Source organism: Chitinophaga agri (assembly GCF_010093065.1).
GTDB classification, from domain to species: Bacteria; Bacteroidota; Bacteroidia; order Chitinophagales; family Chitinophagaceae; genus Chitinophaga; species Chitinophaga agri.
The window spans coordinates 6,513,753-6,530,736 of record NZ_CP048113.1 but is presented as its reverse complement, the minus strand read 5'-3'; the positions used below and the strand labels follow the sequence as shown (position 1 = coordinate 6,530,736).

At 48.2% G+C, this 16,984-nt stretch carries 9 protein-coding genes; 3 read left to right on the top strand and 6 right to left on the bottom strand.

What is annotated here, in order from left to right; translation table 11 throughout:
• Positions 1–48: 48 nt before the first annotated feature.
• Both GWR21_RS26180 and GWR21_RS26175 read left to right on the top strand, forming a co-directional pair.
• On the top strand, positions 49–1,920 hold the full coding sequence (locus GWR21_RS26180) for a beta-ketoacyl-ACP synthase III (protein ID WP_162334666.1): 1,872 nt from the start codon (positions 49–51) through the stop codon (positions 1,918–1,920).
• Between the two features lie 10 nt (positions 1,921–1,930).
• The gene (locus tag GWR21_RS26175; RefSeq protein ID WP_162334665.1) at positions 1,931–2,836 is read left to right on the top strand and encodes a DUF6999 family protein; all 906 of its coding nucleotides are present in this window, start codon (positions 1,931–1,933) and stop codon (positions 2,834–2,836) included.
• Here GWR21_RS26175 and recB read toward each other — a convergent pair.
• From recB to GWR21_RS26145, 6 genes are all read right to left on the bottom strand, one after another.
• Positions 2,819–6,283 carry an exodeoxyribonuclease V subunit beta gene (gene recB, locus GWR21_RS26170; protein ID WP_162334664.1) on the bottom strand — a complete coding sequence of 1,155 codons (3,465 nt, stop codon included), beginning with the start codon at positions 6,281–6,283 and terminating at the stop codon, positions 2,819–2,821. The genes GWR21_RS26175 and recB overlap by 18 nt on opposite strands.
• 15 nt (positions 6,284–6,298) lie before the next feature.
• A complete protein-coding gene (gene recC / locus GWR21_RS26165; protein WP_162334663.1) occupies positions 6,299–9,493 on the bottom strand; it encodes an exodeoxyribonuclease V subunit gamma in 3,195 nt (1,064 codons plus the stop codon).
• A 16-nt stretch (positions 9,494–9,509) separates the two neighbouring features.
• Complete coding sequence (gene recD / locus GWR21_RS26160) at positions 9,510–11,315, bottom strand: exodeoxyribonuclease V subunit alpha (protein ID WP_162334662.1); 1,806 nt, start codon at positions 11,313–11,315, stop codon at positions 9,510–9,512.
• Positions 11,316–11,416: 101 nt separating this feature from the next.
• Entirely contained in the window at positions 11,417–13,588 is a 2,172-nt protein-coding gene (locus GWR21_RS26155) for a xanthine dehydrogenase family protein molybdopterin-binding subunit (RefSeq protein WP_162334661.1), read from the bottom strand.
• Between the two features lie 18 nt (positions 13,589–13,606).
• Positions 13,607–14,596 (bottom strand): FAD binding domain-containing protein, encoded by a 990-nt coding sequence (locus GWR21_RS26150; RefSeq protein ID WP_162334660.1) that lies wholly within the window; start codon positions 14,594–14,596, stop codon positions 13,607–13,609.
• Positions 14,593–15,219: a (2Fe-2S)-binding protein gene (locus GWR21_RS26145; protein WP_162334659.1), complete on the bottom strand. Its 627-nt coding sequence runs from the start codon at positions 15,217–15,219 to the stop codon at positions 14,593–14,595. The genes GWR21_RS26150 and GWR21_RS26145 overlap by 4 nt, the downstream gene beginning before the upstream one ends.
• Before the next feature lie 295 nt (positions 15,220–15,514).
• Here GWR21_RS26145 and GWR21_RS26140 point away from each other — a divergent pair, with 295 nt between their 5' ends.
• Complete coding sequence (locus GWR21_RS26140) at positions 15,515–16,984, top strand: ATP-binding protein (protein WP_162334658.1); 1,470 nt, start codon at positions 15,515–15,517, stop codon at positions 16,982–16,984.

Sequence of the window (16,984 nt, the reverse complement as noted above, 5' to 3'; positions counted from 1 at the left end):
AAAACAGGATGATATAGGCCACTGCCTGTATTCGTAAACAGTAGTTGTATGCATAAAGTATTTATTACGGCTACCGGAAAATTCCTCCCCAATAGCTCCATTCCCAATGATAAAATGGAAGATTACCTGGGCAGAATTAACGGTTTGCCTTCCCGTACCAAAGAGATCTTCCTCAGAAAAAACGGCATAAAGTCCCGCTACTATGCGCTGGACACCCAGCAGCAAACCACTCATCAGGCCTATCAGATGGCAGCGCATGCTATTGATGATTGTCTTGCAAATGCAGCTGCCGGCAAAGCCGATATAGACTTCCTTAGTACTGCCACCACACAAAGCGATCTGCCTATACCTGGTTTCGCCAGTATGGTACAGGGAGAAAGCGGGATCGGTACCTGCACACTGGCCTCTCATCAAAGTGTATGTGCGGCCAGCATCATGGCCATACAGAATGCCTACATGCATGTACAGGCAGGTGATGCAGGTAATGCATTATGTTGTGCGGCTGAACTGCCCAGCAGGATGTTCAAGGCGTCCCGTTTCGCAGGACAGTCCCTTGTTGGCGAAGATGCCACACTACCGGCTGATATAGATTTCCTCCGCTGGATGCTGAGTGATGGTGCAGGCGCGATGCTCTTACAACCTGCTCCTTCCCGTACAGGTATATCGCTGGAAATAGAATGGATAGATCTCCGCTCCTATGCACACCAGTACGAGCTGTGTATGTATACGGGCACGCATAAACAGGCTGATGGCAGCATTGCCAAAACATGGCTGGACTATGAAAGCATGAGCGCTGCTGATAAGGATGGCGCGATCAACCTGAAGCAGGATATGCAGCTCGTGGATAATATCGTCAAGCTGGGCATACAGCGGTTCTTCGAACTGGTAGATGAAAAGAAAATAACACCCGATGCGATCGACTGGCTGGTATGTCACTACTCTTCCCACCATTTCAGGAAACAGATCACCGATCTGCTGGAAAAAGGCGGTGTAGTGATTCCATCTGAACAATGGTTCACGAATCTCTATAGCGTAGGGAATGTCGGATCAGCGTCTATCTTTGTCATGCTGGATGAACTGCTGCGCAGCGGACAGTTGAAGCATGGTCAGCAGATATTATGCATGGTACCTGAAAGCGGCCGCTTCATCACCGGTTATATGCTCCTACGTGTTGTGGCGCCGGCAGCGCCAGGACGTATCGCAGAAGATATCGCCACGATAAAGGCCCCTGAGATCAGGACACAGCAAAAGCCGGTACAGGAATGGCTGGTAAGGCAGCTGACCGGCGTATGGTTTGACTTTGAACGTTCTTTGCAACAGGTACCGATCGTTAAAAAGATATTCAACGGTCAGTTGACCATTGAAGAATACAAACGCCTGCTATTAAACCTGCGGCAACAGGTGATAGACGGTTCCCAGTGGATAGCCAGGGCGGCATCCAATGTGAGCATGCCCTACTTCCATGTCAGGTCGTCTTTCATCAGGCACTCGTCCGATGAGCACCGCGACTATCAGATACTGGAAAAGAACTACATCAACTGCGGCGGGAATGAAAAAGACCTGTATACAGGAGAAAAGAACATCGGCAGTGAAGCACTCAGTGCCTACATGTTCCAGCGTGCCAGTCAGCCGGATCCGTTTGATCTGTTAGGAGGTATGTTCATCATCGAAGGACTGGGCAACCGGGTATCAGGTAAATGGGGGCGTGCCATTCAGCAGCAATTACAACTGAACGCCGGTCAGGTATCCTTCTTCATTTACCATGAAAGCAGTGACAGTAATGATAATCACTTCGAACGGTTTGAGCACGCGATCCAGTCCGACCTGCTCACACAGGAGATGGCACAGAAGATCGTAAAAACTGCAAAAGTGGTCGCAAGGCTGTACCGCATGCAACTGGAAGAAATCGACAATTTCTAAAGACATTCATATGTTACATAACAGGGAGTATTATCAGCAGATGCCGCATGACACGCGCAATCCCAGTCACTGGCATGCGTTGTTCCTCGATAAAAGTATTCCGTTCAACCCGGATGCGAAGGCCGCCTTTTTGTATGACTCATCTACAAAGAGCAGACAATTCCTCTATCCGGTTATAAAGGCGTTTGCGAGGATCAGCATTGTACTGATGCAGGTGTTTAAGATCTTTGTACCCAATCTGATCAATGCCCCTAAAATGCTTCATAAGAGCCTTTACTGGGGCATGAAGTATTTTATTACACCAGAGGCCAACTACCTGATCTTACGGCATTTTTACCTGGGTTCTGAAGTATTGCGCTTTATCAAGGATAATGTGAGGGGAGCAGAGAACATTCCCATGAATCCACTGAAGCCGGTGAAGGTGGCCGATGTAAGAGATAACCTCTTTCTGGAGCATGACCTGAACCTGTATAATTTCATCATTAACCTGAATAAGGCTATTGACGAAAAAGGTGTAAAAGTGGTTAAACAGGAACAGCCTGATTTCAGTGCTATCTCTGCTACACCGATCCCCATTGAGGAGTTCCGGGATGGCTGGACGAACTTCATTGACCTGGGAACAGCCATTGAGATCTTTACGCCGGTATACCAGTTCTTCCTGACAGACGCAGACTTCTGGCGCGCTACCAACTCTCTCCAACTGGATGAGGTGATCGGTATCTATGCGGCGACGATCATGGACTGCCCGGAGAAACTAACTGCGTTGAACAATAAGCACCCCATGATTCCATTGCCCATGGCAGGTGCTGCCTTCAGATTATTACTGCATGGTTTTTCCACAGAAGTACTGCATGCATTGCTGGTACAGGCGAAACTGGAGCAGCAGCAACGGGCGGTATTAGTCGAAGTTAAATAGTTCCTTCTGCGGAGGTTGTTTTTTGCTGACATCAGGCGATAGACTATTCTGCAGTTGCAGTATCTTGGAAAAGGGTGGTTTAGTGGTAAATATACCGGTAGACTGCCCTTTTCTTATGCCCCTCACAAAACAGTAGATCACACCTCCAAACTGCTTCTCGTAATCGAATTTATGCAGCCGGCTTTGCAGGTATTTCGTAGCAGCCAGTGTGTAGATCAGGTATTGCAGATGGTAGTTATTCTCATTCATGGCTGCAGCTACAGCAGCTGGTGTATAATCATCCGGCGTGCCTCCCAGGTAGTTCGACTTCCAGTCCAGAATATAATACCGGCCTTCATGCTCAAAGAATAGGTCCATCTTACCATTCATGATCCCTTCCAGTTCATGGCTACCCTGCTCATGAAAGCGGCGCACTACCACACTTGTCCGCTCGTCTGACAAACCATTCAGCATATCCGGGTAAAACGCGGATACCGGAAAGTCAAACTCAAACTCGGGAATACGTTTATGCCAGATCACGGCTGACAATGGGAAGGTACGGCCATCTACTGTGATATCTGTCTGTAACACATGTTCCAGCAGTTGCCGTAACATCGGTCCATAGAGTTCCTGTTGCCCGGGTACAAACCTGCGGATTGTTTCCGTCAGCCATTTTTCCCACTTGACATCATCAGAGAAGTTGATATTCTCAAACAGGAAGTGCAGCAGGTTACCTGTCTTCGCACCGCGTTTTAATGTATGGAAGATAAAAGTCTCGTATGGATCTTCCTGCTGTAACGGCCTGGCCCGCAAACTATGCTCTGCCTTAGCCGCCAGCATGGTATAACTCATCTTACGCCAGTTCTGCTCTTTGAGTACAAACCGTACCGGCGTCTGAGGGTCCAGCGGTGACAATGGCAATACATGATCCGCTGGCTGCTGCTCAGGCGCTACTGGCAAACCTGCTTCAAAGCGGATGATACCGGGCGAGATGGCGGCCTGTCTCAGTACTTTCAGGAACTCTTTTAAAGTGGACTCTTTGTGATACTTATCATTGTTACTAAAAATAAAACACTTGTACACACCGCGGGTGATCGCCACATACAGCAAACGCCTGTTCTCCTGCTCCGTCTGACGGGCATATGAGTTCGACTGTTCCTCCGTCATACGCTTCTTTTCAATGCCGACATAGTCACCGGTATCAGGATCACGAAAGCTGAAAAAGTTGATCTGCTTTTTAGGAATAAAGTCAAGATAAGGGGCCATTACGATCTTATACTCCAGCCCTTTACTCTTATGGATCGTTACGATATTCACCGCCTCTTCATCACTCTCAATACGTTGCTCGTATTCATCTCCTTCGGTAGCCATTCCATCGATTCCCCGCTTCAGCCATGACACCAGTTCCATCATAGAGAGGTTCTTCCTGTTCTGAATCTGATGGACCAGTTCTGTGAGCTGAAACAGGTTAGAGATGATACGCTCGCCGCTTTCCGTATGGGTGTGCAACAACACATTACGGATGTTGAAGTCGGCCACGAAGTCCATCATCGCAGTATAAATACCGTCCTGCTGCCACTTGTTCTTATAGTTACCGAATAAGCTCAGCGTGACTTCGTCATCCAGGGTCAATACTGATTCCAGTTTCAACCCGGTGAACGGAGATAACAATGCGCGGTTAATGGAAGACCTGTTAGGGGCGAGCATGGCTTCCATCAGGTATAACAGATACGTTGCTTCTTCTGATTGCAGTACCCTGGCATCATCTACCGTTACGGCTGATACACCCTGTCTGGCCAGTTGGGTTTTGATCTCCCTACCCTGCTTCCCCGTACGCACCAGTACACCTATATCTGATGGGCGTACAGGGCGGCGTTCATCCTCATCGCCGATAAAATACTCACCACTTCTGAGCAACATCGCTACCTGTGCAGCGACAGCTGCGGCTAGTTCCTCATTATTGGCCGCATCAAAAACAGATATCGGCACATCCGGTTCATCCCCTCTGAACAATAAACCTTTGGTATTATCCTCCGGACTTTCCACCCGGAAATAGTCAATGGCCTTTGCTTCACCTTCGAAGTAGAAAGTATCAAAGTGCTCCACGGGCAGAAAGAACTGGTTCATTGCATCAATGAACGGTGCAGATGAACGGAAGTTCCTGTTCATACTATACCGTTGCTGCACGCTCTCTCTTGCCTTGAAATAGGTAAATATATCTGCCTTACGCCAGGCGTAGATACTCTGCTTGGGGTCGCCAATATAAAACAGGATGGTGTCCTTTCCGAACGCCTTCTCAAAGATCTCATACTGCATTCTGTCCGTATCCTGGAACTCATCTACGAATACCGCTTTATACTTCTCGCGTAATACCTCTTCCAGTCTGGGATTATTCTTTTCCACCAATGCCCTGTGGAGATTGGTGATCATATCATCATAGCTCAGCAGGTTATTACGCTTCTTAAAACCTTTCACGCCCGCCGCTATCTCTTCAATCGCAAAACAATACAACCGGCTGGTCACCTGCTGCACGATCTCCTTACGCTGCTCATCTATGAGGTCAGCAGCAGTCATCACTTCTACCAGATCGGGTACTGTCTTGCTGATATACTCTGATTCATTGCGTCTGGCCTGTACTGTAGCAATGAACTTCTCGGTATCATCTACCAAAGGCAGCAAATATCTCCTGGCATTTGCATTACTTTTACAGGCTTCTCTGATCTTCTCTCTCTCATTGACAACCATCTCCAGTACCTTCTGCGCGGCAGTCTCCCTGATCTCATCCAGGGTATCGAGTTGATGTAACCAGTCCTCCTGCTCTTTCGGCTTGATCGTATACCTCCTGCCTGGCTGATAGGCGTAGTAACGTTTGCCTCCCATGTGTTCATTCAGGGCGTTGTTAATATCATCCATCAGATTTGGTTCCCATATCTTTTCCAGCAGCCGGATGTCCAGTGTAGTTACATACCGGCGCCAGAACTTCTGTACTTCCTCCGATATGAGTGTCTTGGTATCCTGGATCATCTCTGCACCAAACAGCTGGTCGGTCTCAAAAGCAAACTCGTTCAGTGTCTTCTGACAAAAGCTATGGATGGTCAGCACGGCTGTTTCATCCAGAAAGAGTACGGCGTCACGAAGTTGCTGCCGTACCGTTTCCAGTCCGTTGCGGTGTACCGCAGCTTCTACCAGCCGGAAGATGTTCTCATCATAGGTCTCATGTCCTTCCGTAATTTTATATGCATTACGCACGAACAAACGGATACGTTCCTCCAGCTCCGCTACGGCCGCTTTAGTGAAGGTCACCATCAGGATCTCCTTAATGGAAAGTGCATTTTCCAGCACCAGTCTTAATACAAGAATGGCAATGGAATATGTTTTCCCGGTACCGGCACTGGCCTCTATCAGGTTACTCTCCTGTAGTGGGACGGTAGCCGCATTAAACTCCTGGTAGCTGATATGTTCGTTCATGTGTTGTTCTCAGTATTATTTGTAATAATCCGGAAGTAGCGCTGCCAATGGCATCAGCAGGTGACCACAAAGTGTCTTGTATACTTCCAGTGTGGCTTCGTCTTCGAAGAAACCATTCTCAAATTCGCGGTAGATATATGGGTCGGGATTATTACTCTCGGTTTTCTTCAGCGTCAAAGACACCTTCTTGCTAAACGAGGCAAAATCCAACTCTGACACCTTTGCTGGTTTAATATCGAAGTCCGGATAGAATGGGGTGATCTTCTCAAACCCTTCTCTGAAGATCTGCACCAGTGCCGACAACCGTTTAAATGCCTCTTCCTGTCCGATAGGTAGTGCTTCGTACACTTCCTGCTTATTCACCCCTGATATAAAATACATCCCTCGTAACACACCGCCGGCACGACCAGCGAGGTACCGGATGTATGCCTCTACCAGGTATTTCGTCTCATTCCGCGACCAGGACACCTGTACCATCTTCTCGTCAAATACATTACTGATCGTTCCTTTCAGTAATGTTCCTTCTATATCCAGATCGACCTGTACAGACCGTTCTTCTGCCCCATTCACACAGGCCCTGAACTTCTCACGTACCGGTTGCACCTCTGCTTCTATCTGCTGCAAAGCCACATACGCCATGTTCTTCAATGGCAAACGACCGGTCTTCACTAACCTGATCTTCATATTGGCAATCGCCGTGGCATCCATCTGCAACAGCTCATTCTTCAGGTTCCAGCGCTGCAGATGATTAAGATGGAAGATCTCTGTTTCATTCAGCAATACCTGTTCATCATTGTAATAGATGCCCAGCACTTTGTTGTAGTACGCTTTGAATGGATTTTTGAAGAAACGAACTAACTCATCGAGATCGATCTCCTCCATGGCTACCTGCTCCATCGCCTTGTCAGCCCGGGTGATCGCGCGTTCTGTTACTGTTGTATTCAGATAACTGTATAAGCGTTCATTGCCTTGTCCATATTTACGGCTAAAACCCTGCAAGGGCTGCCGCGTCACCAGCTGCTCCCTCACCATCTTTGGCTCCTCACAACCCGATTCAATATAGTCGAGCAGTTCATCTACCAATGCCGAAGGCGGCATACGGCTGTTGTCTTTGGCACTCTGTCCGACGTAGCTGATATACAGGTACTGACGGGCAGACAATACCGTTTCCAGGAACAGGTGTTTATCGTTGTCTTTCACATTACGATCGCCCCGCTGTTTATTTTTCTCCATCAGGTTGAAGCCTACCGGCTGCTCCCGACGGGGGAACTTGTCATAGTCCAGTCCCAGCATCGCTACGACCCGGAAGGGAATACTACGCATCGGGATGAGGGAACAGAACGTAATACCACCATTCACAAACAGGCCGGTACGTGTGGTACCTGTCAGTGTTTGCAGGAAGCTATGGCTGAATACATCAAAAGCCACCGTATCGCTCATATACTCATTCAACAGGTTATAATCGGATAACTGCTGCATGAGGGTATTATAATCTTCATCCACCTCTTCTTCCGGCTCATACACCATGTTGTGCAGCAGTCCTTCTATATATTCCACCCATCCACTGATACTTCGATCTTTCCTGCGCTCTTCGATAGCGGAGATAAGCACCTCTGTAAAGTGACAGAAACGTACGATTTCGAGGCTCTCACTACCTTCGAGTACATCGAGCGGGAAGAAGCTGTCCTCTCCTTTTCCGTACTCCTGGTCGCCACTCATACAAATACCATACATGATACGTCTGATACCATATTTCCAGCTCACCAGGAATGTTTCGTCTTCTTTTGCACCATGGATACCAAAACGGATATTCGCCTGATCCACCACATGACGGATCAGGGGGACATTGTTGATATTAAAGCGCTTACGGATATAGGAAGAATCCAGTAATTGTAAGACTTCCTCTGCTTTGAAATTATCTTCATTCAGTCGCAGTATGGCATGCAGGGCGTTGAACAGGTTATCACTGTCTGCATAACTTTCATCGGCGATGGTGTACCTGAATTTATACGGTGCGTTATTAAAAATAGCTTTGATATAAGGTGCATACACATCGATATCTCTCACCATGACAACAATATCTCTGGGTGATAAGGTCTCACGTTTCTTATCGACCAGGTGTACGAGGTAATTGTACAGTACCTCTACTTCACGGGCTACGGTGTAACAGTTGTTGATAGTGATGGAACCATCTTCCACATCTTCCGGGAAGATGGGGTTACGCACATCCTTGTTGGCATTATAGAAGATATCATGCTGCACCTTGTTCAGCAAGGTATCAGGTACCGGCTCTACCAGTCCTATACTTTCGTAGGCGTTAATGAACGCATCATACTTAAAGAACAGTCCGAAGGTATCCTGCACAACGCGGCCCCATCCCATCAGCAGCGGATTACCCGCCACATCTGATTCATGGATAGGCCGTCCTTTCTGTCGCCAGCGGGCCTGTTGTTTTTCACTTTTATCATCAAACCAGAATAGTTCCGGAGAAGGGTTGATAATGTGAAAATGGATATCTATAAAAGCAGATAATTCATGTAAGATCTGTACGTGGTAAGCGGTGATAATGGAGAGACCGAACAGGTGTACAGTGTTCATCCGTTCTGACAACATTGCCTGCTGATCCGGATTCTTGAGCATATCAAGGATGTGGCGTCCTACAATGGTCTTATCCGGCAGTGCATTACCGGAGACCTTCTTCGCTTCGCCCCAGAGATATTGCTGCCATTCTACTTTCGCAAAGGGATCTTCCGGTGGCGTATTCCACTCATTTATCATCTCCGGACGATAGATCTGGTACTGGTCAAAAAGGTCAGCTGTTTTCTCTGCCAGCCCCATTCTTTTCAGGTCGCTGTCTGGTTCAGTTGTATGATAGTAAGTAGCTACGGCAGGATAGGTTTCACGAAATACATCGTCGCCCAGCAGTTTATATAACAGCCAGGTGAGATTTCTTCCGGAAAGCATTTCAGAGTAACGTCCATCCATCAGGAAATAGATCTGATGAATGAGATCATTTGGTTTCAGAAAACGACAGTTGGCAGCGATACCGAGGTACGATGCCAGTTGTAGTTTCAGCCAGTTGTTCATCCCTTCCGTCTGTGTGACGATGAGATGTTGTTCAAACACCTGGCTCTGTGAAGCCTTCAGTGTCTGTGCCATTCCCAGGGAAAGATTCTCCAGGGAATTGGACACGCTCAGATATAGTGCCATAAGTGTTATTCAATTGTCAGGGGCGATCGTCCGCAAAACGCTGTGCGATGCCTGAAGCCCTTTCCACGAAACGAGCTGCCGTCTGCATCAGTACATCCGCAGATGACTGTACATATACCTTCTGTTTGGCCCTTGTCACACCGGTATAGAGCAACTCACGTGTCAGAATAGGAACGTCCTTTGCCTTCGGCAGCATGACCAGTACCTCTTTAAACTCGGAGCCCTGGCTTTTATGAATAGTCATGGCAAACACTGTTTCAGCCTCCGTCAGGTATCCTGGCAGGATGGCTTTCAGTTCGCCGTTACTATCTTCAAACCAGGCCATCAGTACACCCTGTTCATCCGCACGGATGATACCGGTGTCTCCGTTAAAGAGGCCATGCTCATAATAGTTCCGGGTAAGGATAATAGGTCTGTTCTCGTAGAACTCTGCATTCACACGGATCAGTCGTTTATCATGCAGGATCTTTTCTATATTTCTGTTGATGGCATACAATCCTTCTTCACGTTCACGGATCGCGACCAGTACACGTAGTTCATTCAGCAGCTGCAATGCCCGGCGGATATCCTTTTCTACGATAAACGCACTGTATCCATCCACAAAACGTGCGAACAATTCTTTGGAATAGGTCTGATCTATTATCACCTGTTCATCAGCACCCGGCTCCAGGAAAGTGGCTATCGCTACCTGATCATTGGCAATGATCGCCTTACTGAATTTACCGATCCCCTTATCTCCACTGAATCGGTGACTACGACGTAACTCTACCAGGTGCTGGAACAACGGATGACCATACTGTTCCTTTACCTGGGTTACCGGTAGTTTTCTTCTTTCGTCGGGTATGAATGAGTTGATCAGTTCCCGTCTGTCGGCTGTGAACATATTCAGGGCAGCCTGTGTCTGACAGAGGTCGCCAAACAGGCTACCTGCTTCTACGGAAGCCAGCTGGTCTTTATCCCCCAGCAGGATCAGCCTGGTGCCTTTACCGATCGCATCAAGGAGTTTAGCGAATAATGCCACGTCGATCATAGAACATTCGTCTACGATCACCACATCATAGTTCAGTGGATTATCGGCGTTATATACGAAATATGGGCTGTCTTTCTTTGTGCGGAGCAACCGATGTATAGTACTGGGCGACAAACTCTGGAACTGTGCCGTGATACTCGCATCTACCGGCAGCTGCGTATTCCTGAGACTCTCTGCCATACGCGCGGCAGCCTTACCTGTTGGCGCAGCCAGCGCTACCTTCAATGAAGGGTCAAGATAATAAAGGATGGCGAGGATCTTTGCTACCGTGGTTGTTTTACCAGTACCAGGACCACCGGTGATGATCGTGAAGTTATTCAGCACACCTGTCACCGCAGCGCTCAGTTGCCAGTCCACCGGATCACCGCCATCTGCTACGAATGCCGGCCCTCCTTCAAATAAATAGCTGATAAAACCACGGTTTGCCTCCAGCTGGCGTAGTCTTTCCGCCATCACTTCATTCTCCGTAGACAGGAACTGGTAGATACGTTGCAGGAAGGTGGTCTCATACCGGAAATATCTTTGCAGATACAGGCGTTCCTGGTACAATACGAAAGGCTGACTGGTATTGCCATCCTTTCCTACCAGGGGAATGTTACGCAGCGGTTTGCTACCTACTGGCAGGCCTTCACAGAAAGCAGGCAGATCGCTGGCAGATTCCACAGGCTGGTCCAGGTGCAGACAGATATGCCCTTCGCTGAGTTTTCTCGAAAGCAGGTAAGCGTACGGCTTTAAAGCCGGTATCTGAAAGTATTCTGCAAACTGGTGGTGGACGTCGTTGATTGTATGCATATCTCGTCAGCCTCCGTCGCGGAGGCAATCTGTGAAATTACGAATTTGTGCGCTTGCATACAAAAAAGCGGCCCGCGTCAGGCGGGCCACTTACAAAACTATCAGGCAGACAATATTTTATCCGGCGTAATCGGTAATTCCCGGATACGCTTTCCGGTAGCATGATACACCGCATTTGCCACAGCAGCGGAAAATCCTATCAGCGCAATTTCTCCCATCCCTTTTGAACCCATCGGATTACTATATGGGTCTGGTTTATCGATGAAGATCGTCTCGATATGTGGCACGTCTGCACTCACCGGTACATGGTAGTCGGCGAGATTATTATTCACCAGACGGCCATAGCGGTGATCGATCACCCCTTCTTCCATCAGCGCCATACCGATACCGCCCGTTACACCACCTATCATCTGACTGGCAGCCGTCTTCGGACTCACGATCCTGCCGGAATCAGCTACGGTTACAACACGTTTTACCCGCACCACACCTGTACCGGGATGCACCCTGACCTCTGCAAAATGGATCGAGAACGAATACATGGAGTATTTCTCCTGCTCCGCCCCACCTTTGGATGACTTAGTCACTTCGAAGAACGGTTTGTTCTGTGCTGTCAGTACCTGCTTCAGGGTTGCTGACTTGCCTATTACCGGTTGTACGGTAGCGGCTTCAAACGCCAGTCCGTTTTCCGCCAGCAGCGCCTTCAGTGCAGTACACACATCAAATACCGCTGAGCCGACAGAAGATACTGTTGCGGAACCGCCCTGGCTCCCGGAAGGTGGCAATGATGCATCTCCCAGCTCAAACTTTATTTTATTCACCGGCAAACCGGTCACTTCATGTGCGATCTGTACCATGGCGGTACTGGTACCCGGACCAATATCGCTGGTGGCACTTTGTAATACCAGTGTACCATCAGGGTTCAACTGGGCACGGCAGGCAGATTCTCCACGGTGTGCACCGAATACGCCGGTGCTCATACCGTAGCCGACCAGCCATTCTCCCTCTTTCGTAGCACCCGGGACCGGATTACGCTTATCCCACCCGATCTTTTCACTTCCCAGCTGGTACGCTTCTTTCAGGTTATTACTGGAGAATGGTTTATTCTTCTCCGGATCAATCTCTGTAAAATTCTTCACCCGGAATGCCAGCGGATCCATATTCACTTTATACGCCATTTCATCGATCGCTGACTCCAGTGCAAATGCACCCGTCGCCTCACCCGGACCGCGCATCCAGATAGGTACACCTCTGTCCAGCGGTACGATACGGTATTTCGTCGTTACATTCGGACAGGCATACATAAACCGGGTCATCGCAACAGTCCCTTCCGTGAAGTCTTCATAGCTGGCGGTTTCACCAGTTGCTTCATGATAGATACCCAGTAGCTGTCCATCTTTATCTGCGCCCATACCAATGTGCTGTATAGTGTAGGGACGATGGCCAACGAGGGTGAACATCTGCTCACGGGTCATGACCAGCTTAACCGGCTTTTTCAGTTGCCGGGATGCAGCAGCTACGGCTACTTCCTGTGGCCAGGCACGCAGTCCCATACCAAATCCACCGCCTACAAATTCACTATGCACCTGCACATTCTTTTCCGGTATTTTAAATGCACCCGCCAAAGTACGCTGCGTCGCTTTCACGCCCTGCGTCTTGGCATAGACAGTCAGCTTATCCTCTCCTTCCCAGAAAGCCAGGATGCCGGATAATTCCATAGGCTGATGCACTTCAATGGGGATGGTATAATCTGCAGCGATCGTAACAGCGGCTGTCTTGTATGCCTCTTTATCATCACCGCGGGAGTAATCTCCGAACCGGCCGGGCATGGCTGCTTTCTGTGTATTTTTCAACAGGTCAGTCTGATGATCTGCCTTGCTGTAGGTAGCTGTAACCAGTGAAGCGGCATATTGTGCACGCTCCAGTGTATTGGCTATTACCAGCGCTATAGGCTGACCGTTAAACAGTATTTTATTACTACCTAACATGCGGTATTTCTCTCCGCCGGCAGGTTGCTTTGCATTAGGATTACCAGGTTCCGCCCAACCTGGTATGACCGGCATGTTCAGGTGTGTGAATATGCCCAGGACACCAGGTGCGCGTTCCGCATTTTTTGTATTGATGGTGTTGATCGTACCGCGGGTAATGGTGCTTGTGACCATTACACAATAGGTAACTCCAGGTATATCAAACTCCGCAAAGTACTTCGCTTTACCGGTGACCTTCGCTCTGCCGTCTACCCGGTTCAGCGGCTCACTTTTTTTATCTGTTCCCATTCTTTGGGTTTTTAGCGTTTAGTTATTACCGTTTGCTACGGCCAGTTTCAGTGCTTCCACAATACTGTTGGGCGCCAGCGTCAGTTTAAATTCGTTGGCTCCCTGTGACTTTGCAGACGCCATCGTGAGGCGGGCTGCCTCGCGGAAATTGTCTTCCGTAGCCGGCTTTCCCTTAAGAAAGGCTTCCGCTTCCTTCAAGCGCCAGGGCTTATGCGCAACGCCGCCCATGGCCAGCCGTACATCAGTAATATTGTTACTGCTGACCGACAATGCCGCACCAACTGACACCAGTGCAAAGGCGTATGACGCACGGTCCCTTACCTTCAGATAATGCGTCTTTGTTAATTCCTGCTGATAGGGAATATCCACAGCCATGATAAGCTCTCCTCTTTGTAAAGTGTTATCAATTTCAGGTGTGGTACCTGGTAAGCGATGGAAATCACCGAAAGGAATTTTTCTTTCACCCTTTGGTCCCTGCACAGTTACTACCGCATCCAGTGCAGTCAATGCGACACACATATCACTGGGATGTACAGCGATACATTGTTCGCTTGCACCAAAGATGGCATGCATACGGTTAAATCCACCGATAGCGCCACACCCCGAACCAGGCTGACGTTTATTACATGGCATAGCGGTATCATAGAAATAGTGACACCGCGTGCGCTGCATCATGTTGCCACCCACTGTCGCCATATTCCTTAACTGGGGAGAAGCACCGGCTTTTAATGCCTGCGATAACAGCGGAAAATGTTTAATCACTTCTGCATGTTCAGCGACGGCTGTATTCTTTGCGAGCGCCCCAATGCGTATCCCCGTTTTTGTCAGTGCGATATCGGCCATCGGCAGGCGTGTAATATCTACCAGGCGATCCGGGCTGGTCACACCGCTCTTCATCAGGTCAACGAGGTTAGTACCACCAGCCAGGAACATCGCTGTTTTATCTTTGGAGATAGCGGCTATGGCGGACGCACTGGAGGTGACCCTTACATAACTGAACTGTTTCATACCTTTTTCCCTCCCTGTTTTACGTCCATGATCGCATCCACGATATTGGAATAAGCACCGCAACGGCAGATATTCCCACTCATATATTCCCTCACCTCATCCGGTGTATTGGCATGTCCTTCCCTGATGCAACAGATGGCGGACATGATCTGCCCTGGTGTACAATAGCCACACTGAAAACCATCATGTTCAAGAAAGGCCTCCTGCATCGGATGCAGGTTGTCGCCATCTGCGAGTCCTTCGATAGTCGTAACGGAGCGGCCCTCGGTGGTTACAGCCAGCGTCAGACAGGCATTCACGCGTTCTCCATCAATATGAACAGTGCAGGCACCACATTGCCCATGATCACAACCTTTCTTGGTACCGGTCAACTGCAGGCGTTCCCGTAGCAGGTCCAGCAGTGTAACACGTGGTTCTATCCTGACACTTTGCTTTACACCATTGATGGTGAGATTTAACGGCATGGTCTCAATAGCCGAGGCGATCTGTTCGTCGAGCCCCTTTTCAGCGGCTTTCATCACAGCATCGGGCGCCAGCGCCAGTGCGGTCATTAAAGAGGTCTGTTTTAGGAACGAGCGCCGGGAAGTGCCGGCCTGCTCATCATTCCTGAGTTGGTCATCCATATATTGCTTCGTTATCAGTTTAACAGTTTCTGTTCAATCGTTTAGACAGTCTGCTTATGCCAGGGGCTGTTGTCAAATGGGTTCCTATAATGACACACTATATAATTGGCTGAATTGTACCGATTAGCACAAAAAGCGTTATGTTCGCATACACATAGCGTAAATACTACAGGTAAAGTAATCTGGCAAAGAACACATTGCCACTAAAACTATACCGGATATTTGATACATTCCTTACTATTTTCCGGAATAGTAATATAGGCTATTCTCTTATTTTTTGTTACCATTGCCTGCAATGAAAATTTCGCACTATATATTCCTGGGATTCGTCTCCGTCCTGATCCTGTTTTCCATCACCACATTCGTGAATTTCAGTCTCTCGAATGCAGTGACGGAGAACAACAACTATTTTACCAATTCTACTAACCTGGTACGTGCCAGCAGCCGGTTCCAGCGGAATGTACTGGCGATGGTGAACGGTCTCAGGGGCTACCTGCTCACGGGAGAACAATCTTTTGTCGAAGCGTATGACACCGCTAATATTGAGAATGGGCTCATACTGCAGGAGATGAATGCCATGCAGATGGATACGGCACAACGCAACATGCTTCATCAGATCAATGAACTAAATGAAGAATGGACGGCTGAATATACCGACCCGCTGAAAGAAGCCAAGAAATCTGCCTCTATCAGCCGGCTACACCTGGATACCTTCAATATGGTATATAAGGACAAATTCTCCTCCGGCCATGAAAGAGCGATCCAGACAGCCTTACAGGAAAAATTCAAACAGTTCTCTGCCTATGAATATACCCGCCGTGAGGAACGGAAAGAAGAACTGGCTGCCTCTGTTACCAACACTAATATATTATCGCTGATGCTGACCTCCGCTTCCATTGTATTGGGCCTGTTCATCATCATCTATGTTACCTTAAAGATCTCCAGGCGTATTAAGGTAATGACCGATCTGGCCAATAACATTGCCGGTGGCAACTATGATGTGACAATTCACGATACCGGCAGCGATGAACTCAGCTCACTCGGCGAAGCCCTCAATCACATGACCAGAGAGCTCTCGCGCAATATTACCCTGCTGAAGAAATCTAACGAAGAACTGGACCAGTTTGCACACATTGTATCGCATGACCTGAAGGCGCCGTTGCGTGGTATCAGTAACGTGGTATCATGGATAGAGGAAGATCACAAACATGAACTAACGCCGAAGGTCAGTGAATATATGGAGCTGATCAATGGCCGTATCATCCGGGCGGAGAACCTCATCGAGGGTCTCTTATCCTACGCAAAAGCAGATAAAGAAGAGATCATAAAAGAAGAAGTAGTACTCAATATGCTCGTCAGAGAAGTAATAGACAACCTGCCTGACAGTCACCATGTAGACGTAGAAATTGCAGATCTGCCCGTTTTGCATGCAGAAAAGCTCTGGTTATTTCAGATTTTTTCTAACCTGATCGGCAATGCCATCAAACACAATGAAAAGCCCGGCCCTACTGTAAAAATCTACTATAAGGACAGGTCAGATCACTATGAATTTTTCATTGAAGACAATGGAAATGGAATTGAAAAGCATTATCACAAGCGGATTTTTACTATTTTTCAGACTTTAAAGGACAGGGATAGTTTCGAAAGCACAGGTGTTGGATTGGCAATCGTCAAAAAAATATTAGAGACCAAAAAGCAACATATCAATGTGGTCTCGGCACCGGGCAAGGGTTCTGTCTTTTCATTCACCTGGTCAAAAGAATAA